General features: G+C 60.3%; 17 protein-coding genes. 9 read left to right on the top strand and 8 right to left on the bottom strand.

Translation table 11 applies throughout. The features are described from left to right. Positions 1 to 41 precede the first annotated feature (41 nt). Entirely contained in the window at positions 42 to 1,376 is a 1,335-nt protein-coding gene (locus GbCGDNIH8_RS01240) for a glycosyltransferase family 4 protein (RefSeq protein WP_253736069.1), read from the top strand. Next, positions 1,369 to 2,808, top strand: a complete 1,440-nt coding sequence (locus tag GbCGDNIH8_RS01235) for an oligosaccharide flippase family protein (protein WP_072571803.1) — start codon at positions 1,369 to 1,371, stop codon at positions 2,806 to 2,808. The genes GbCGDNIH8_RS01240 and GbCGDNIH8_RS01235 overlap by 8 nt, the downstream gene beginning before the upstream one ends. 2 nt (positions 2,809 to 2,810) lie before the next feature. On the opposite strand, the gene GbCGDNIH8_RS01230 is transcribed toward GbCGDNIH8_RS01235, so the two are convergent. The 3 genes from GbCGDNIH8_RS01230 to GbCGDNIH8_RS01220 are packed head-to-tail and all read right to left on the bottom strand — an operon-like array spanning position 2,811 to position 5,782. Next, positions 2,811 to 3,806, bottom strand: a complete 996-nt coding sequence (locus GbCGDNIH8_RS01230; RefSeq protein ID WP_072571802.1) for a radical SAM protein — start codon at positions 3,804 to 3,806, stop codon at positions 2,811 to 2,813. 16 nt (positions 3,807 to 3,822) lie between these two features. Then, on the bottom strand, positions 3,823 to 4,674 hold the full coding sequence (locus tag GbCGDNIH8_RS01225; protein ID WP_157692508.1) for a hypothetical protein: 852 nt from the start codon (positions 4,672 to 4,674) through the stop codon (positions 3,823 to 3,825). Next, positions 4,646 to 5,782 carry a glycosyltransferase gene (locus tag GbCGDNIH8_RS01220; protein WP_072571800.1) on the bottom strand — a complete coding sequence of 379 codons (1,137 nt, stop codon included), beginning with the start codon at positions 5,780 to 5,782 and terminating at the stop codon, positions 4,646 to 4,648. The genes GbCGDNIH8_RS01225 and GbCGDNIH8_RS01220 overlap by 29 nt, the downstream gene beginning before the upstream one ends. 312 nt (positions 5,783 to 6,094) lie before the next feature. Between GbCGDNIH8_RS01220 and GbCGDNIH8_RS01215 the strand changes: the two genes are divergently transcribed. The 5 genes from GbCGDNIH8_RS01215 (at position 6,095) to spt (ending at position 10,879) form a co-directional block, all read left to right on the top strand. Further along, positions 6,095 to 6,454: a DUF2141 domain-containing protein gene (locus GbCGDNIH8_RS01215; protein WP_172822872.1), complete on the top strand. Its 360-nt coding sequence runs from the start codon at positions 6,095 to 6,097 to the stop codon at positions 6,452 to 6,454. A 146-nt stretch (positions 6,455 to 6,600) separates the two neighbouring features. Further along, positions 6,601 to 8,349, top strand: a complete 1,749-nt coding sequence (locus GbCGDNIH8_RS01210; protein ID WP_072571798.1) for a fatty acyl-AMP ligase — start codon at positions 6,601 to 6,603, stop codon at positions 8,347 to 8,349. Positions 8,350 to 8,361: 12 nt separating this feature from the next. Continuing rightward, positions 8,362 to 9,330, top strand: a complete 969-nt coding sequence (locus GbCGDNIH8_RS01205; protein ID WP_072573499.1) for an NAD-dependent epimerase/dehydratase family protein — start codon at positions 8,362 to 8,364, stop codon at positions 9,328 to 9,330. Between the two features lie 54 nt (positions 9,331 to 9,384). Next, positions 9,385 to 9,636 (top strand): acyl carrier protein, encoded by a 252-nt coding sequence (locus GbCGDNIH8_RS01200; RefSeq protein ID WP_072571797.1) that lies wholly within the window; start codon positions 9,385 to 9,387, stop codon positions 9,634 to 9,636. Positions 9,637 to 9,679: 43 nt separating this feature from the next. Next, the gene (gene spt, locus GbCGDNIH8_RS01195) at positions 9,680 to 10,879 is read left to right on the top strand and encodes a serine palmitoyltransferase (protein WP_072571796.1); all 1,200 of its coding nucleotides are present in this window, start codon (positions 9,680 to 9,682) and stop codon (positions 10,877 to 10,879) included. A 16-nt stretch (positions 10,880 to 10,895) separates the two neighbouring features. On the opposite strand, the gene GbCGDNIH8_RS01190 is transcribed toward spt, so the two are convergent. From GbCGDNIH8_RS01190 to GbCGDNIH8_RS01170, 5 genes are all read right to left on the bottom strand, one after another. Continuing rightward, positions 10,896 to 11,699, bottom strand: coding sequence for a CDP-alcohol phosphatidyltransferase family protein (locus tag GbCGDNIH8_RS01190; RefSeq protein ID WP_253736068.1), 804 nt, complete (start codon positions 11,697 to 11,699; stop codon positions 10,896 to 10,898). A 92-nt stretch (positions 11,700 to 11,791) separates the two neighbouring features. Continuing rightward, the gene (locus GbCGDNIH8_RS01185; protein ID WP_072571794.1) at positions 11,792 to 12,508 is read right to left on the bottom strand and encodes a phosphocholine cytidylyltransferase family protein; all 717 of its coding nucleotides are present in this window, start codon (positions 12,506 to 12,508) and stop codon (positions 11,792 to 11,794) included. After that, positions 12,505 to 13,647, bottom strand: coding sequence for an inositol-3-phosphate synthase (locus GbCGDNIH8_RS01180; RefSeq protein ID WP_253736067.1), 1,143 nt, complete (start codon positions 13,645 to 13,647; stop codon positions 12,505 to 12,507). The genes GbCGDNIH8_RS01185 and GbCGDNIH8_RS01180 overlap by 4 nt, the downstream gene beginning before the upstream one ends. A gap of 209 nt (positions 13,648 to 13,856) precedes the next feature. Continuing rightward, positions 13,857 to 15,011, bottom strand: a complete 1,155-nt coding sequence (locus tag GbCGDNIH8_RS01175; protein ID WP_072571792.1) for a dATP pyrophosphohydrolase — start codon at positions 15,009 to 15,011, stop codon at positions 13,857 to 13,859. Next, on the bottom strand, positions 15,008 to 15,727 hold the full coding sequence (locus GbCGDNIH8_RS01170) for a sterol desaturase family protein (RefSeq protein WP_253736066.1): 720 nt from the start codon (positions 15,725 to 15,727) through the stop codon (positions 15,008 to 15,010). The genes GbCGDNIH8_RS01175 and GbCGDNIH8_RS01170 overlap by 4 nt, the downstream gene beginning before the upstream one ends. Positions 15,728 to 16,280: 553 nt before the next feature. On the opposite strand from GbCGDNIH8_RS01170, the gene GbCGDNIH8_RS01165 reads away from it, so the two are divergent. Continuing rightward, positions 16,281 to 17,267, top strand: coding sequence for a hypothetical protein (locus tag GbCGDNIH8_RS01165; protein WP_072571790.1), 987 nt, complete (start codon positions 16,281 to 16,283; stop codon positions 17,265 to 17,267). A 10-nt stretch (positions 17,268 to 17,277) separates the two neighbouring features. After that, a complete protein-coding gene (locus tag GbCGDNIH8_RS01160) occupies positions 17,278 to 18,300 on the top strand; it encodes a lysylphosphatidylglycerol synthase domain-containing protein (RefSeq protein WP_072571789.1) in 1,023 nt (340 codons plus the stop codon). Positions 18,301 to 18,406 lie beyond the last annotated feature (106 nt).

Below are 18,406 nucleotides of genomic sequence, written 5' to 3'. Positions count from 1 at the left end.
CTGCGCAAACGCCGCATTGCAGGGCAGGCCGCCCGGCGGCTATGCCGCTGGATCGTCATCACACGGCCAGCAATCGACCCGTGGTCAGGATGAAAGCGCCGGAGCCGATGAAAATCCTTTTTGCGTTCGAAAATCCCCTGCCCAGCCGGGAAGCCGATGCCGAAGTCTTTACCACCACCGCCCGTTATCTGTCCCGGCACCTCGACAGATGCTGGCTGCATGTTCCTGTCGCCACACCGGAGGGTTTAAAGGCCAGCGAAACACTCGCAGGCATGGACATCATCCGCGCATGGGCACCGCATGGACCAGGACTGTTCCGGCATCTGGCCTGTGGTCTGACCATCGTGCTGCGCCGGGCTTTCCGGGAAGCCGATATGGTCTATTCGCGCAACCTGTTCGTCACCTGGATGGCCGTGCTGCGCGGAAAGCGCGTTGCCTTCGATCATTACCGCCCGTGGCCAGACCAGATTCCCCCTTTGCAGCGATGGCTGTTTCGCCTGTTCTCCCACCGCAATGTCCTGATCCATATCTGTCATTCCGAATACACACGGCAAAAATATCTGGCGCTGGGAATCCCACCGGAAAAACTGCTCTGCGTGCATAACGGGTTCGAGCCGGACCGACTGCGCGACCCCATGCCGGTTGAAGATGCGAAACGCGCCCTCGGCCTCGATCCGACGCAGATCACCGCAATCTATACCGGCCGCATCAATCACAAGAAGGGATTGCCGCTGCTGATCGAGGCCGCACGCCGGCTGCCACAGATCCAGTTTCTGCTGGTCGGCTCCACGGGGCATGGCCCGATCGAGACCATGGCGGCTGGTCTTGCCAATGTGGCATTCATCCCCTGGCAGACCGAGGCCACCCTCTCCCTCTATCTGTTTGCCGCGGATGTACTGGTGATTCCTCCCTCCTCCAGCCCGCTGATGCAGTTTGGCTCCACGGTACTGCCGCTGAAGCTGTTTCTGTATCTGGCCTCCGGGCGGCCTATTCTGGCGGGTGATACTCCGGATGTCCGGGAGTTACTGGAACATGACCGTAATGCATGGCTCTGCCGGGCGGACGATATCGAGGCGCTGGCAGAGGGCCTCACGACCCTGACCACTGATCAGGCACGGGCGCACAGGCTGGCGCAGACCGCTCAGGCCGACAGCCAGAGCCTGACCTGGGAGGCCCGCGCCAGCCGCATCGCCACCATCCTGCAAACCAGGATGCAGGCTCCTCCTCCACGCTCATCCCGCTGGACAGCCCGGCACTGGCGTCAATGGCTTGGTCAGTCCCGACAGTGGTTTGCACACCTGCTCAGAACCCGTTCATGGGTGCTGCCGCCACGCCCACCTGTACTGCCCGCCCCGGAAACCCCACCGCATGGATAACCACCGGCAGCATCTGGCCCGTGGCTTCAACTGGCTGGGCGGAGCCGCCATCGCCGCCAGAGTCATGGACATTGCCAGCACGGTGATCGCCCTGATGTTTCTGACCAAGGAGCAGGTCGGCATCGCCGCCATGGTGATCGCCACCGGTATGGTGATCGAGGCGCTGGACGGAATCGGCGCTGCCGAAGCGCTGGTACAGGCCCCCCGTATCAGCCGCACCCAGTATGACAGCCTGTTCTGGTTCGTCATGACCGCCGCTGCCGTGATCGGCCTGCTGACATGGTTGCTGGCCAAAGAGAGCGGATCGCTGTTCGGCATTGGCGGCATAGCCGGATATTTCGCGGCGGTGGCGCTGAAACAGCCTCTGGTGGCCGGAGCGGTCATTCCACTGGCACAGATGAACCGTGCCTTGCAGTATGAACGCATTGCCGCCGTCGGACTGGCAGGCACATTCGGCGGTGCCCTCACCCGCGCCGGGCTGGCGGTCTGCGGGGCCGGAAGCTGGGCACTGGTAGCAGCCTATACGATCAGTGGCGCATGCATTCTGACGGCATCCCTCATGGCGCATCCCTTCCGGCCGCGTCTGCGCTTCCGGTTCATCACCATCCGTTTTCTCCTGCGTTTCGGTATCCGCTCGGCCTCGGCCAGCCTGCTCGATCAGGTGTTCCGCAATATCGATTTCCTGCTGGTGGGCGGATTATATGGTCCGGCATCGCTGGCCCTCTACCGGGTCGCCTTCGATGTGGCGATGGAACCGGCCATGGCCGTCAGCCAGTTGATCAAGCGTGCGACGCTACCGGTTTTTTCCCGCATGGCGCACACGCCACCCGCGCTTCAGGAAGGGGTTACCTGGGCGCTGCGCCGCCTGCTGATGCTGGTCACGCCGGTCACGATTGGACTGATCCTCGCCGCGCATCCGCTGCTGGCGCTTCTGAAAGACGGTCATGGCGGAAGCTATGCCGCCGCCGCTCTGCCCCTTCAGCTTCTGGCCGGGGCCGCCCTGTTGCGTGTGATGCTGGAACTGATGTTTCCGCTGATGCTGGCCACCGGGCAGCCCGGTATGGCGGCAAAACTTTCAGCGACGACCCTGACGCTGCTCAGCCTCGGTATTCTGGGGTCCGGGCTGGTCCTGCCGCCGGAACAGGGTGTGATCGCCGCCGCCGCATCATGGCTTGCGATCTATCCCTGCGCCCTGCTCTGGGCGTCCCGCTATGTGCACCGACGCTGGGGCTGGTCACCGTGGATATGGCTGCACACCATACGGGGGTCTGTGGAGCGGGCGACCGTTCTGGTGCTGGTCGTGATCGGTCTGGAAACACTGGCAGGAACGGCGCCTCCCATGCTTCGGCTGGTGATGATTGCCGCCATCATCACGATCGGCTCCCTGCTGCCGCTCTCTCAGCGGAAAAAAGGGCCTTCCTCCACCGGATAAACCTATTCAGCCGCCACAGGAGCAGGCTCCGGCAAGGTCTGCGCCCCACGGAAGCCATCGAACATGCTCATCTGATGAACGCAGGATAAAGTGCAGGTCGGCGCACAGGATTTGGGCGTATGATATTCGCGCCGCAGATCCTCCCGCGTGTATTCCAGCAACGGAATGGCCGGATAGCCCCGCTGCTGTGAACACCAGTGTACCCGCCCGTCCTCGGTCACATACAGGTACCGCGCGCCGGCACGGCATTTCCATTGATTGGGCTGCCCCTGCATCAGGTTCCGCTGAAACAGGCGGTAATTGAGACCATGCACCAGAGACGGCGAGATTTTCGTGACCGTCGCATAGGCCGCCATCTGGAGCGCGCTCAGCGGCTTCAGCGTTCCGGTATGGTCATGCAGCACGCCGACAGAATGCTGGAGCCCATATTTGGCAGCGGTGCGCGCAACCTCGATCACATCCGGTGTGCGTTCATCACTGATCCCAAGCACCGAATTGACGTTGACCTTGAACTGCGCATGCTCCGCCAGCAATCCGAGTTTCTTTTCCACCGAATGCAGGCTTTTCATCGACACCTCATCCGGTTCCAGATTGTCGATGCTGATCTGCATACCCTGTAATCCGGCCGCATTCAGACGGTCGATCCAGGCTTTGGTCAGACGGAACCCGTTGGTGATCATGGTCACGATCATGCCATGACGCCGCGCCGCCCGGATGGCCTCATCCAGTTGCGGATGAAGCAGCGGCTCGCCTCCGGTAAAAGTGATGGAGGCTGTGCGGAGTTTCGCCAGATGATCAATCCGCGCCAGCAGTTCCGGCAACGGCACGGGGGGAGAAAACGTATCGTATTCGTTACAGTATCCGCAGGCCAGGTTGCAGCGCCGCGTTACCACCACCTGCGCCAGCAGAGGATTATAACGGGAACCGGCGACAAGACCGAGAAAGCGCAGGCCCGACCGGAGGCCCTTGAGTTTCTTCGACAGAGGAAGCTTCGCCATGGAATTCCCGGACTGGTTATGCCTGCCCCGCCACCGGCGGGCGAAACAGGGACGATAAAGGCGGCTGAGCCGGCAGAACACGAAGAGCACGGCGCCAGGGCGGTGGCCACAGGCGTAATCCCGCGACATCCAGCAATGCCTCGCCCGCCAGTGTCGAGTGACACCCTTCCGGCGGAACCGAAAACAACGTCTCCCGCTCCGGCCAGACATGCCAGCGTGTCCAGGTCCAGGCTCCGTAGCGGCGATAAACCCGCATCAGCCCCCGCGCAACCCCCGGCGCCGTGGGGACAGTCCTTCGCTGTGCATAACAGGGAGATGCGCCAATCCGGGCCGCAAGGGTCAGGCTGCGCGCATCCACGTAATTGCTGTACCAAACCGTAAAGCCCAGCTCCGCCTGCAACTGCATCACGGCACGATGAACCTGAAAATGCTCGGCATGACCATACTCACCCCATGGATTATGGGTGCAGACATGCAGCGCGCCGGTCAGATGCGGCCTCAACCCGGCAAGCACGCGGTCAAAATTGGCCTCGTAGCGCGCCCGCGCCGCTGGTTCGTTGATCGTAATACCGAACCGGGTCAGCACGGTGTCGAGATGCTCATCCGCCCAGTCAACCTTGAATCCTGCCCCGCTTTCGGGGATCGCCAGATTCACCAGCCCCGGCAGATGCAAGGCCGCCACCGCCCGCCGCCGGGCGGCCGCACGCTGCGGACGTGTAAAGGAATCGCCGAATACGAACACCACATGACGGGCCGTCGGCAGTACGGAACTCAGCCAGAGACATTCATCATCCGGGTGTGCGACGACGATCGTTGCTCCCTCTGGAACCACATCCGCTTCAGCCTGCATGGTCGAGCACCGAATCATACAGGGTTTCCAGACGGGTCGTCTGACGCTGGCGGTCGAATTCCTGCTCGGCCATGCGCCGGGCAGCATGGCCCATGCGCCGGCGAAGCGTGTCGTCATCCAGCAGATCATTCATCCGGCGGGCCAGCGCCTCCACATCCCGCTCCGGCGTCAGGAAACCGGTTTCACCATCCCGGACGGCTTCCGGTATACCTCCACTGAGCGAGCCGATCGCAGGCACGCCACTTGCCGCGGCTTCCAGCAGCACCATGCCCAACCCTTCCTCCCGCCCGCTATGGGTCCGCACGCTCGGCTGCACCAGCATCGCCGCCTGCCGAATGTGGTGCAGAACAGCCTCATGCGGCCATGCACCCAGAAACCGCACCCGCGCTTCAACTCCAAGCGCGCGCGCCAGATCACGCAACCCCGACAGCAACGGCCCCTGCCCGATAATGTCCAGCCTGACATCCTTATGCCGGCCATTCAGCCGGGCAAAAGCTCGGATCAAAGAAGCTGTGCCCTTGACGTCCACCAGCCGGGCGACATGCAGGATGGTTCTGGTCTCCTCCTCCGGCACACGAGGCATGATTCCGGCACAATCAACACCGATATAGTGAACCCGCGTGCGCTCAGAGGGGAAACCCAGTGCCAGCACTTTCCGGCGAATAAACGCGGAGGCACAGAGGAACAACGCGCCCTCCCGCGCCAGTCTGCGCCGCATCAGCGCGTACCAGGCCCAGGGAGGAGATGTCATCAGCCCGGCCAGAGACAGGGTCGCATCGAATCCATGAAATGTCGTGATCAGCTTCACACCGAGCCGCCTGGCCAGCGGCAGGGCATAGCTGCCATCAACCCCGAAATGGGCATGAATCAGCGATGGCCTGCGCTCACCCAGCCGCCGCAGATAGGGGCCGGGATCGCGGGACAGCATCTGCCAGCCTACCGCGGCAGAAGGACGCGTACCGGAACAACGCCCCAGCACAATGGACTCCGCCCCCGACGGTGCCTCCCCATAGCGCAACCAGCCCATGTAAAGCGGGCGATAGCGCGTCAGTGCTTCAGCCGGTTCGGTGACGAACGGCTCCGAAACACGGAACAGGTTATGGCGGAAAATCAGGATCTGACGCATTTCATGCCGGAGGACGTTTCCCTTCCTCCTCGACTCTCTCCTGCGGTCGGCTGGACTTGACCGCTCCATGCCCGTACAGCCTGCTCATGCAGAAATACCCGGCATGATAGGCGGTGGCGACCCGTCAGACCTAACCGGAAGTCGCACTTCATCACAAGACTGGCAGGAAGCAGCGTCATGGATCGGAACAGACCAGCCATATTGAAACGGCTTTTTAGTATTTTGGTCCTTCTGAGTCTGGCAATCTGGCCCCACCATAGTCACGCAGGGACCGATCAGTGTCAGCCGGATGATCCGCACCAGACACGCCTTGTGATCTCTGTCCATGGCATGAATTCGGCAGAAGGCGTGATCACCATCACTGTCTATCCGGATGAGGCCACGCATTTTCTGGATGGAAAATACAAACTTGCCCGTGTCAACCTGCCGGTTTCCCTTCCTGTGACGCATGCCTGCATCGCATTGCCCGCAACCGGATTCTACGCCGTCGCCATGTTTCACGACGCCAACCGGAACGGTCATTTCGACACGACCATGCTGGGCCTGCCTGCCGAAGGGTTCGGTTTCTCCCGCAACCCGGTTCTTCTGCTGGGGCCGCCTGACCTGTCAGCTGTCAGATTTGCAACCCACCCCGGCGATAACGTGGTCGATATCAGAATGAAATACTACTAAACCGCCCTTCGGACTTGACGGATCGCCTTCAAACGCCCTGATTGTCCCGCCTTTCAGGGGGCTGATCCTGTCACCCCGCCGCCCGACCAACCTGCACCTACCGCCACCGGGAGTGGCGCGTCAGCACTCAAGGATGTGGACCACCCGTGCATCATTCCGTCATCCCCACACCGTCAGACCCTGGCACTCCCCGTCGGCTTGCTGATTTTTCCACCCTGCCCGATGCGCTGGATTATGCCGCCACCGGAGAAGCCGGGCTGAACTTCTACTCCGGACGCGGTGTGTTACAGGAAGCGTTGCCCTATCGGGCATTGCGTCGTCAGGCCCAGGATGATGCCCGCCGCCTGCTGGCCCTCGGTCTGAATCCGGGTGAGCGCATCGCGCTGATTGCCGAAAATGACGGTGATTTCGTCCGCATCTTCTGGGCCTGCCAGTATGCCGGGCTGGTGCCCGCCCCCCTGCCGCTGCCCGCCGCCTTTGCCGGACGGGAAGGATATATCGCCAATCTCCGCCGCATGATCGAAAGCGCACAGGCCAGCGCCGCTTTTGCGCCCGATCTGCTGCACGAATGGTTGCAGGAAGCGACCGAGGGTCTGAACCTCGTCTTCACCGGCACCGCCACCATGCTGCACACCATGCCGGTCCCAGGCATGGACCTGCCGGTGATTGATCCGGATGCGCTGTCCTATCTACAGTTTTCCTCCGGCAGCACCCGGTTTCCGCTCGGCGTGGCCGTCACACAGCGCGCCGCCATGGCCAACGCCGCCGCTATCAGCCAGCACGGGCTGGCGTTCAGGGATGGGGATCGGGGCGTTTCCTGGTTGCCGCTGTATCACGATATGGGGCTGGTCGGCTTTTTGCTGACCCCGCTGACCTGCCAGATTTCAGTCGATTTTCTGCCAACGCGGGAATTCGCACGCCGTCCGCTGGTCTGGCTGGATCTGATCAGCCGCAATCGTGGCACGCTCTCCTACAGCCCTTCCTTCGGCTATGAGCTGTGCGCCCGCCGGGCTGAAAGCGCACCGGAAACATTGGATCTGTCCAGCTGGCGCATCGCCGGGATCGGCGGCGACATGATCCGCCCGCAGGTTCTGCGCGACTTCGCAGCAAGCTTCGCAACACGGGGTTTCAGTGATCGGACTTTTGTCCCCAGCTATGGCATGGCCGAGGTCACACTGGCCCTCAGCTTCTCCCCACATGGTGAGGGGCTGCATACCGATGTCGTGGCGCGCGGACCGCTGGAGCATCAGGGACTCGCCCTTGCCAGCGTACCAGAGGAGCACCCCGGTCAGGGCCGCGACTTTGTCCTGTGCGGCCCTGCTTTGCCCGGCTACGCCATCGAGGTACGTGGCGAGGATGGAACCGTCCTGCCGGAGCGGCGCGTGGGCGTGATCTATGCGCGGGGGCCGAGCATCATGACCGGCTACTTCGCCCAGCCCGAAGCAACCGCAGCGGTGCTCTCGGCTGATGGATGGCTCAATACCGGTGATCTCGGCTATCTGCTGAACGGGCAGATTGTCGTCACCGGACGCGCCAAGGATCTGATTATCGTCAATGGTCGCAATATCTGGCCGCAGGATCTGGAATGGTCGGCCGAGAGCCATATTCCTGCCCTGCGCAGCCGTGATGTCGTGGTATTCTCCATCGACAATGACGCGCAGGAAAAAGTTGTGGCGCTGCTGCAATGCAGGCTCAGCGATCCGGCGGCACGGGAGGCCCTTCAACAGGAAGCGGCTTCCCTGTTCCTGCGCCAGCATGGCGTAGAGGTATCCGTCATTCTGGTGCCGCCGCGCAGCCTGCCACAAACTTCCTCCGGCAAGCTCAGCCGCGCACGGGCCAGGCAGATGCTGCTGGCTGGCGCTTTCGAGAGCGATCCTGTCTCCTCCGTCGCCTGAACGGGCTGGATGATGGCCCGAAGACCCATCGCGGCGGTAACAGGGGCCACCGGGTTTTTGGGCTGCCATACCGTGGCTGCTCTGGCAGAGCGCGGATTTCACGTCCGCGCCCTGATCCGCAGGCCCGAACCGCATCCGCTGTGGAGGGACAGAGAGATCGAAACTGTTCCGGGCGATCTGTCGGATGAAACCGCGCTGCGACGTCTGCTGACGGGTGCTGATGTGGTCCTGCATCTGGCAGGGCTGGTGCGGGCACGTTCACGCAAAGCATTTCTGGCTGTCAACCGTGATGGCGCGGCCATGGTCGCCTCCATGCTGCAACGCTGCACACCGGCGGCACGGCTGATCGGCATCTCCTCCCTTGCCGCACGGACGCCGCATCTATCCGCCTATGCCGCCAGCAAATCCGCCGGAGAACAGGCTTTGCGTGACGGCTTCAACGGCGATGTGTGCATCGTGCGCCCACCGGTCATTTATGGCCCGTGGGATACCGCCACCCTGTCCATTTTCAGGAGCGCCGCGGCAGGGATCGTACCTGTCGCAGGCCATCCGCGTTCCAGAATCGCCATGATCCATGTTGCTGATGCCGCCGATGCGATCGCGGCTCTGGCCGTGCACACGGCACCGCCCTCTCTCTGCACGCTCGCTGATGGCAACCCGCAAGGTTATACACCGCAGGAGATCATGCAGACCGCCGCGCAGGCGCTCGGCAACCATCCCCGCTATGTCCGGCTGCCGGCGGCCTCCATATGGGGGGCCGGGCTGGCCGGCAGTCTTTACGGTCTGCTCTCCCGCCGACCCGCCATTTTCAATACGGGCAAGGCCCGGGAGATGCTGCATCCCGACTGGTCGGTCTCCCCGGCTGAATTACTGCCCGATACCATTGCCCGGCCCCGTATCTCCCTTGATCATGGATTTTCCGGCACGGTCGCATGGTATCGTGCCGCGGGTTGGCTGGCCCCGGCGCACGCTCCCCGCTAGAGACATGATCCAGATATCAACCCACCACACCGATCGTCCACGGAGCCACCTCTCATGAGCACCGATCTGTCCTCCATCAAAGCTCTGATCATTGATACGCTGGCTGCCCGCTCCAAAACGGCGAAGCCGGTGAACGGAGAAACGGTGATCGTCGATGATCTCGGGCTGGACTCCCTCGCTGTCATGAATTTCGTCATGGACATCGAAGATCGTCTTGATGTCTCCGTGCCGCTGGACCGACTGGCAGGAATCCGCACCATCAACGATCTGGCCGCCTGTCTGGCCGAGTTAACCGCCGCGCCTTGAAGACACCGCCCTCTTCCTTATCTCCAGCGTTCCCGGATTTCTTATGAGCCGTTCCATTCTCGCCAAATTCGCTCCCCTCGCCGAAGCGCGGCGCGCCCTGACCGCCGCCGGGCATGATCCGTTCAGCGTGGTGATCGAGCCAGGCCCCTCGGCCAGTGAAGGCATGATCAATGGACAGCCAACCCTGCTGTTCGGGACCAACAACTATCTTGGTCTCAATCTGGACCCGGCCGGAATAAACGCTTCCGCCGAGGCGGTGCGGGAGCATGGAACCGGCACCACCGGCTCCCGTATCGCCAATGGCACCACAGCACTGCACACCGCACTGGAACATGAGCTGGCTGCATTCTATGGCCGCAAACATGCCATGGTGTTCAGCACCGGTTATCAGGCCAATCTCGGCATTCTCTCTACGCTGGCAGGCAAGGATGACTATCTGCTGCTGGATGCTGACAGCCATGCCAGCATCTATGATGGCAGCCGCCTTGGTCAGGCGCAGGTGATCCGTTTCCGTCACAACGATCCGGAAGATCTGGCCCGCCGTCTGCGCCGTCTGGATGGCACACCGGGCGCAAAGCTGGTGGTGGTCGAAGGCATTTACTCCATGCTCGGCGACAGTTGTCCCCTTGCCGAGATTGCCGCTGTCAAACGCGAGGCCGGTGCATGGCTTCTGGTGGATGAGGCCCATTCGCTCGGTGTGCTTGGCGCCCGTGGGCGCGGGCTGGCGGAAGCACAGAAAGTGGAGGCTGATACCGATTTCATCGTCGGCACATTCTCGAAAAGTCTCGGCAGCGTCGGCGGTTTCTGCGTGACCGACATAGACGGCTTCGACATTCTGCGTGTTGCCTGCCGCCCTTATATGTTTACCGCTTCATTACCGGCCTCGGTGATTGCGTCCGTCCAGTCCGCCCTGCGGCAGATGCAGCAAAGGCCGGCGTTGCAGGCAACGCTGCGGCACAATGCCGAAACACTCCATGGCGGTCTGAAACAGGCCGGTTTCACAGTGGGACCGCAGGTCAGTCCCATCGTAGCAGTGACAATGCCGGATATTCCCACCGCCATCGCTTTCTGGAATGCGCTGCTGGCACGTGGAGTTTATGTCAATCTGTCCCTGCCACCCGCAACGCCGGATGACCATCCTCTGCTGCGTTCCAGCGTGACGGCCAGCCACACAGAACAGATGATTGGCAACGCCATCGCACGTTTCAAGGCTGCCGCCGCCGACATAGGCTTTCCGCTCTGAAGGGTGGCGGAGCCTGTCAGGCTGGCAGGCTGGCAGAACGGATCATATCCACAAACGCGGCGCGACGACGCCGCTGGGCACGCAGCAGCATCGCACAGACCATGCTGAAGCCAATGATCTCCATCAGAAAATAACCCGCTGGCAGGCCGATCAAACAGAATATAAACAGGCTGATCGTCCGCCAGTTGGCCGACATCACCCCCCAGCGGCGTACAGGCGCTGCAAAAATCTCCTGATAGCGGGCCTGTAAAAACGAACTCTGCGCGGGATCATGCATCATGGCATCCGCCATGACCCGATCCAGTGCCACTATATCCCCCGCCACCATCCATTGCAGACGCAGATAGGCTGCATATAACCAGCCTCCGCCTGACGCAGACACAGTAAAGCGTTTATGAATCAAGCCTTTGCCCCACGCCTCATAATCCTGTCGCTGTGCCTCATACGAGGCCGCCTGCACCGCATGCGCGATGCCCGCCAGCGCAATCAGCCCCCATATCCAGCCACCATGAAGCGGCGTCAGAGAAAAGCCGAGTCCAATATAAACCGCGATAAAAGTGATATAATCGCAGATACCATCCAGTAATTTGCCAAGCTCGGACTGCTTTGAGGTCAGGCGGGCAAGCTGACCATCTGCTCCATCCAGCACATGCCATGCCACCATCAGCAAAAAACCAAAGATGATAAAAGGCAGGCGCGGATACTGCGCATAGGCAAAACCGGCAGCCACACCGCAGATCATGCCGCTAAGCGAAACAGCATTCGGATGGATGCCCAGACGCGCACAGATCGGCACCAGCTTTGCCGCAAGAGGATGCACGATCCAGCGATTGGTAGCTTCCTCGATCTCGGTCGTCCGGCGAACTGGCTCAGCCTGTGGGCGCGCATAGGTCGAGGGGGGTGGAATGGCGTTCAGAGCCGCCCCTCCGCCAGCAACTGCTCGGCCTTTCCAAAAGCCAGCGGGTCATCGACATCCACCCAGACGCGGTCGCCTATATCAAAGACATGCGCCTGGCCCCAGCCGGCCAGAACGTTCATCGCCCCGGAAATACTGTCATCCCCGGCCGCCTGACTTTCTTCCAGCGCAGCGAACATGGCAGGCGTACACAGGAAAACACCCGTATCGTAGGCATTATATGTACGGATCACCTTGCCGATATGGAGGATGCGGCCATCCTTGACCTGAACCCTCGTCACATCGTCGGGATCGTTCAGCGGGCTGTCCAGATTGTAATCGACCGCCAGCGTCACCGTATCCTCCGGCGTGCCATGCGCGATCAGGGCACGGATCAGATCCGGGTCCACCAGATGATCGCACATCACCAGCAGAAACCGATCATCCAGAAACTGCCGGGCCATGGTCACGGAATAACCATTGGCCCGATCCCACTGACGATTGATCACATGCGTGACACGAACGGTTTCCCGTGCTGCATAGCTGTTGAGGAACGCCCTCAGCTCATCCCCACGATAGCCGCTAACGACGAAAAATTCATCGACGCCAGCCTGCATGGCGCGGGTCATCACAGATTCAATCAGCGGAACTCCACGAAGGGGGATAAGCGGTTTCAGCGCCCCCTTCGCGCGCAGCCTGACACCCTGACCGGCCGCAACAATCAGGCATTTCATGCGACGACAGAGACCTTCACCTTTGCCTTGAGCCCTGCATGATCCAGAATGAACTGCTCGGTCGCCTGGAACGCTTCGTCATCGGTGAACTGCACAGGCGGATGTTTGCAGAAATAGGCGCTCGGCCCTTCCAGAACGCCGCCCACTCCGGCATCCAGCGCCAGCTTGCAACAGCGGATCATATCGATCACCACACCGGCCGAGTTGGGAGAATCCTCGACCGACAGACGCATTTCCAGATTCATCGGCACGTCACCGAACAGATGCCCCTCCATGCGGATGAAGCAGACCTTGTTGTCATTCTGCCAGGGCACATAATCGCTCGGGCCCACATGGATATCGGTATCATCCATACGCTTCTTGGCCACGGCCTGCACAGCTTCGGTTTTCGATTTCTTCTTCGAGACCAGACGATCCTGATTTTTCATATTCAGGAAGTCGGTATTGCCGCCGGTATTGAGCTGATACGTCCTCAGCAGCTTGACCCCGCGCTTTGCAAACAGATCGGTCAACACACGATGGGAAATCGTGGCCCCCAGCTGGGATTTTATGTCATCGCCGATGATGGGCAGGTTGGCAGCCTTGAAACGCGCCGCAAAAACGGGGTCAGAGGCTATGAAAACCGGCATGTTGTTGATGAAGCCGATCCCGGCCTCCAGCGCGCATTCGGCATAGAACCGTGCCGCCTGCTCCGACCCTACCGGCATATAGTTGAGCAGGACCTCTGCCTCGCTGCGACGCAGTTCCGCGACGATCTCGGCCTTGCTCAGTTCAGGGACATCCGCGCGCAGGAACGTCCTGTCATCCGCATAATGCGCCATGTGGTCGGAGATTCCATCCAGCACCTGTCCCATCTGCACGATCACGCCGCTATCAGGAATGTCTGCCTGGAAAATGGTAGTACAGTTTGGCTTGGCAAAAATCGCCCGGCTGACATCCTGCCCAACCTTGCGCGCATCAACATCGAACGCCGCAACGACCCGTATATCACAGGGACGAAAACCGCCGATCTCGGTATGCATCAACCCGGCAACACCCTGATCACAGCGCTCCGGCGTATAATAATGCAGCCCCTGAATCAGGGCACTGGCACAATTGCCTATACCTGCGACCGCAATGCGGATGGATTTTTCAGACATAATCATAAATTCCCTGTTCACGGCTGCAAGTATAGGAGAAGTTGATATGTCCACCCGGCTTGCAGAATTTTAGGCAACCAAGACGGCAACAATACTTCCATCCTATGACCGGATTTATCGTGGTGGAAAGCATCGTGGCCTAAAAATATTTTTAAGTTGTCGGCGGCAGAATTTCCAAAATCAACCTGCTGACATGCGACATTGTCCGCTCACTCCTCCACAAGCGATTTTCGATAGACACGGTAGGTCTTGTAGATACTGCCGCCCAGTGCCTCGTTCATACGCCGCATGGGATCATTATTTTCCAGAACCCATGAAAGCTCAACCGAACACATTCCCAGTTTCGCGCTTTCCCGGCGCACCGCATCAACCAGCAGAAAAGGGACCAGACTGCCCAGCAACCCATGATTGAAGCTGCGCCTGACACCCATCAAAGGCACACGAGCGGTTTTGACACCGCGTATTTTCAGACGCCACAGCAATCTGACAAGACCAAAAGGCCATAGTTTTCCGTGAAGATCACGGATGGCCTCGTTCAGATTCGGAAGAGCCACGATAAAAGCAATTGGTTTGCCTTCATATTCTGCAAACCAGATCATTTTATCATGCAGCAGCAGTTTGAGTTGCTGCGCCATGGCATCGGTCTCATTCTCGGTCAGTGGCACGAACCCCCAGTTATCCGACCATGCATCATTGAAGATCGCCGTGATCGAGGCCACTTCCTCCCTGTAACGCGACCAGTCGAGGTGTCGGATCGACAAGCCCTGTGGCAAAGGCCGGTTCAGCATCCTGCCGACAAAAGCCGGCAAAGGCGCTTCCGTGTCATAGAGATAAGCCAGCAGATCCTGGGCCTTCTCATAGCCCTGTTCTTCCAGCCGTGATCCCGTATAAGGCTGGTCATGGCCCATCATCAGCATGGGCGGCGTATCAAAGCCATCAATCAGAACACCTGCCGTTTCATTGATCGACAGATTGAACGGCCCCAGTACCTCCCGCACGCCCCGTTCCCGGTGCCATGCCTCCACCGTCCTGAGCAGGGCTGCAAAAACGGCTGCATCATCTTCGGCCGCCAGCATGCCGAAATGCCCGGCCCCGTTTTGCTCCAGCGAGTCATGTTGCGCACTGATACGCCCCACATCACGTCCATCGCGCCTGGCCAGCCAGAACGCAGCCTCTGCATGGCGGAAATACGGGTTCCGGGACTGCGACAGCAACATTCTCTGATCAATCCGGAGGGGGGCAATATAACAGGGATCCGCAACCGCCAGCCGGTCGGGAAACGCTATGAAACGCTCCCTGTCCGCTTTGCTGCGCACAGGGATGACCTCAATGTCTGAAACCGGATTGATGAAAGGGGAGATCATACCCGCTTCGCCAGCGCCGATGCAGGCAGAGGACGGTCACGCGGGGGAGCCCCCGTGGCCTGCATCACCCATGGATAGCGGCGTGCCTCCTCTATATCATAACCCAGATTGAACACATGCGGACTGCGTGGCCGAGCCCGGGTATCCCGGTAATAAGTGCCCGCCAGAATATCCGGCAGAAAGGTGATGATGCCGTAATTGCCGCTTTCATCATGGAAATGATGCAGCAGATGTACACGCTTCATATACTGGAGAATACGTGATTTCGGCTTGTAGTTCAGATGCTGGATGCAATGAAAGAACTCATAGACGCATGTCATCATCAGCGCCCCACCCAAGGCCGAGACAGCGCCTGCCATACCGCCCAACCATGCGCCGACCGGTACCGTGATCACTGCCATGGTCGGAATGGTATTCAGGGGATCACCAAACAGCACCTCCAGCCGATGCGGATCCTGATGATGATCGAAATGCACCCGCTTCCAGAGCCGGGCTGTCCAGCGCATGCGATAGAGCCAACGACCATGCAGGATAAAGCGGTGAATGCCGTACCAGACAAAGGGATAGATCAGGATCGCAGCCAGCACACCCAGCAATACGCCGCCCGCGCCCTGATAAAAGATAGCCGCCAGCAGCGCACAGCCTGCCATCAGGGCAAAGTAAAGCTGTATCGCCGGATAGGTTAAATAGGCGATCCATAATTCGGGCAAGGTCATTTTGCCCAGATCATAGCTTCGGCCGCCCCAGAGCCTGCCCCATCCCACCGATTTGTCCCCCTTCAATACCTGGCATGACCACATCAGGCCGACAGAATGGCCATCAGCGCGATGCGCTCTGTCATCCAAGGAATGCGTTGGTACTCCATCGCTCTGACCGAGCGGTCAGCAGACAGGTAATAAGCTGTGTCCCTTTCAGATGACAGTCTCGGGTCAATGCATTCTGCGCATATGACATAAGCCTGTCACATGTACCAGAACAGGTTTGACATACGTCCGCAGGTAATTCACCTTTCTAAGAATCATTATCATGATATGCTGACATAAAGGTGGCTGCCAGCCTTCTGGAGACAGTTGCCCGCATTGGCCCTGGCGGACGGGGATGTCTTCCCATGCCCTCTTCCCGATAGAGCGGCGGCATGGATTTGGCCTCCCTGCCGCACTCCTGTTAATAGTCAGAGCCTCAGGTGCATCATACGCCAGTGACGGGAGCCTGCTATTCCCACCATCCTCATCCGCGGATAACGTCCGGCGTCAGGAGTCTCTCGCCCGCATGTCCCTTTCCGAACTTTCTCCTCCGCCCAGCGGTCTTAAGCTTGCCAGCAGCGGCGCAGACGATGCCGGGATCATCGCGGCTGCCGATCAGGCGGCCCGGCATTGGGTCAGCCCTTTCAAGGGCAAGCTCACCCCTGGCTCTGAAGCCCACAAACAGGCGACGCTGCGCATGTTTCTGGAGACCTTCAACCCCTACAAACCAACCATCATCGACTGGCCGAAGCTGAGCGATGAGGAACGGGACCGGCTGACCAGCCTGCCGATCTGGGACATCGCCGTTCAGACAGAAGGCAAGGCGCGCATCCGCATGGCATCCTATGCCGAGAGCCTCCGCGATCCGGCCTGGCGGGAAGCCATCGCCCTGAACGGATGGGAGGAAGGGCGGCACAAGGTAGTGCTGTCCAACCTGGTGCAGGCATACGGTATCGTGCTGGAGCCGGAGCCGCCCTACCCTCCGCCGAAACATACGGAGTGGGCTTATCTGGTCACGGGTTTCAGTGAATGCATCGACAGCTTCTTCGCGTTCGGCCTGTTCGCGGTCGCGCAGCGATCCGGCTTCTTCCCGCCCGAGCTGGTCGATACATTCGAGCCTGTCATGCAGGAGGAATGCAGACATATCCTGCTGTTCGCCAACTGGCTGGCGGCACATCGCCGTAACCTGCCCATCTGGCGCCGGATCTGGTTTGAAATGCAGGTGGCTGCCGTGTGGGTGTTCCTGGGCTGGGAACGGATCGGACTGGCGCGCGGCATGGATGGCGACGGAAAAGCCGCCAAAGCACAGGATAATAATTTCACCGTCACCGGCACCAAAGCCGTCAGTGACGTCGATGTCAGTGTGCGGGAGCTGATGGAGCTGTGCCTGTCCGAAAATGACCGCCGCTTTGCCGGTTATGACCAACGCCTGCGCCGCCCCACCACCATGCCAGCCCTGACCCGGCTGGCCTGCCGCTTCATACGCAAACCAAAGCAGAAAGCAGCGGCTTAGCCGGACCGCCATGAACACCCCCGTCCTTCTCGGCCTGCTGGCAGGGCTTGCCATCGTCACCCTGCTGGTCCTGGAGCAGAATGCAGGGGCGGTCTGGCACAGCCTGACTGCCATCGGCTGGGAAGGCTTCGGCATCATCGTCCTTTATCATCTGATCCTGATCGGTCTGATGGGCCTTGCATGGTGCCTGCTGGGGCGGAACAAAGGGCGGCCATGGCAGTTCGCATGGGGGCGCCTGATCCGCGATTCAGCCGCCGAAACCCTGCCCCTGTCACAGCTGGGCGGCTACGTGCTGGGCGGACGGGCAGCAACGCTGGCCGGCATTCCCGGGGCTTTTGCCGCGGCATCCACCGTCGTCGACGTTACGACGGAACTGGTGGCACAGTTGATCTACACCCTGATCGGCCTCACCCTGCTGTCATGGATCCGCCCCGATAGCGGGCTGGTCACACCCCTGCTCTACGCCGTATCGGGCATGGGCGTACTGGTGTCCCTGTTCATTATTCTGCAAGCCAGAGGATTGAAGGGCACCGACCGGATCGGGGCATCCCTCTCCCGCCATCTGCTGGGGCAGGCACTGGCCCGCTCCGCCGTGGTGCAGGATGATATCCGCCAGATTTATGCAACACCTTCCCGCCTGTTGCTGGCCGGAGCGCTGCATCTCCTGTGCTGGATCATCAGCGGGCTGGAAACATGGCTGACCATCCGCCTGCTCGGCATTGACCTGCCCGTTACCAGCGCCATTGCCATCGACAGCCTGCTCTATGGCATACGAAGCCTTGCCTTCATGATCCCGAACGCAATTGGCGTGCAGGAAGGCGGCCTGATCTTTCTGGGCGGCCTCTTCGGCCTCGGCGGAGAAGCCGCCCTTGCCGTATCACTGATCAAGCGCGGACGTGATCTGGCCATCGGTATTCCCGCCCTGCTGTTATGGCAATGGGCTGAAGGCCGACGCGCCCTGCTGCAGCGTCGCCCGCTTCCCCCCGATCAATGCGCCCCTCCGACCATTCGATCTGTAAAAGACTTGCATTAAGACGATAATCGTTCTGATATCGCTTCGATGATTCTATAGAAGCCTGTCAATACCGCATCTGATATTCAAGTAAACAAATTATCCTTTCCTAGGTATTTATTCATAA

Source organism: Granulibacter bethesdensis, assembly GCF_001889545.1.
Taxonomy (GTDB): Bacteria; Pseudomonadota; Alphaproteobacteria; order Acetobacterales; family Acetobacteraceae; genus Granulibacter; species Granulibacter bethesdensis_B.
Note: the sequence above shows the minus strand (reverse complement) of the source record. Positions and strands in the feature narration are given on the sequence as shown.

What these genes read in the sequence shown, in the direction of transcription:
- GbCGDNIH8_RS01240 (WP_253736069.1), top strand. Translation starts at nt 42, where the DNA reads ATGCCGCTGGATCGTCATCACACGGCCAGCAATCGACCCGTGGTCAGG.
- GbCGDNIH8_RS01235 (WP_072571803.1), top strand. Translation starts at nt 1,369, where the DNA reads ATGGATAACCACCGGCAGCATCTGGCCCGTGGCTTCAACTGGCTGGGC.
- GbCGDNIH8_RS01230 (WP_072571802.1), bottom strand. Translation starts at nt 3,806, where the DNA reads ATGGCGAAGCTTCCTCTGTCGAAGAAACTCAAGGGCCTCCGGTCGGGC.
- GbCGDNIH8_RS01225 (WP_157692508.1), bottom strand. Translation starts at nt 4,674, where the DNA reads ATGATTCGGTGCTCGACCATGCAGGCTGAAGCGGATGTGGTTCCAGAG.
- GbCGDNIH8_RS01220 (WP_072571800.1), bottom strand. Translation starts at nt 5,782, where the DNA reads ATGCGTCAGATCCTGATTTTCCGCCATAACCTGTTCCGTGTTTCGGAG.
- GbCGDNIH8_RS01205 (WP_072573499.1), top strand. Translation starts at nt 8,362, where the DNA reads ATGGCCCGAAGACCCATCGCGGCGGTAACAGGGGCCACCGGGTTTTTG.
- GbCGDNIH8_RS01200 (WP_072571797.1), top strand. Translation starts at nt 9,385, where the DNA reads ATGAGCACCGATCTGTCCTCCATCAAAGCTCTGATCATTGATACGCTG.
- spt (WP_072571796.1), top strand. Translation starts at nt 9,680, where the DNA reads ATGAGCCGTTCCATTCTCGCCAAATTCGCTCCCCTCGCCGAAGCGCGG.
- GbCGDNIH8_RS01185 (WP_072571794.1), bottom strand. Translation starts at nt 12,508, where the DNA reads ATGAAATGCCTGATTGTTGCGGCCGGTCAGGGTGTCAGGCTGCGCGCG.
- GbCGDNIH8_RS01180 (WP_253736067.1), bottom strand. Translation starts at nt 13,647, where the DNA reads ATGTCTGAAAAATCCATCCGCATTGCGGTCGCAGGTATAGGCAATTGT.
- GbCGDNIH8_RS01175 (WP_072571792.1), bottom strand. Translation starts at nt 15,011, where the DNA reads ATGATCTCCCCTTTCATCAATCCGGTTTCAGACATTGAGGTCATCCCT.
- GbCGDNIH8_RS01170 (WP_253736066.1), bottom strand. Translation starts at nt 15,727, where the DNA reads ATGACCTTGCCCGAATTATGGATCGCCTATTTAACCTATCCGGCGATA.
- GbCGDNIH8_RS01165 (WP_072571790.1), top strand. Translation starts at nt 16,281, where the DNA reads ATGTCCCTTTCCGAACTTTCTCCTCCGCCCAGCGGTCTTAAGCTTGCC.
- GbCGDNIH8_RS01160 (WP_072571789.1), top strand. Translation starts at nt 17,278, where the DNA reads ATGAACACCCCCGTCCTTCTCGGCCTGCTGGCAGGGCTTGCCATCGTC.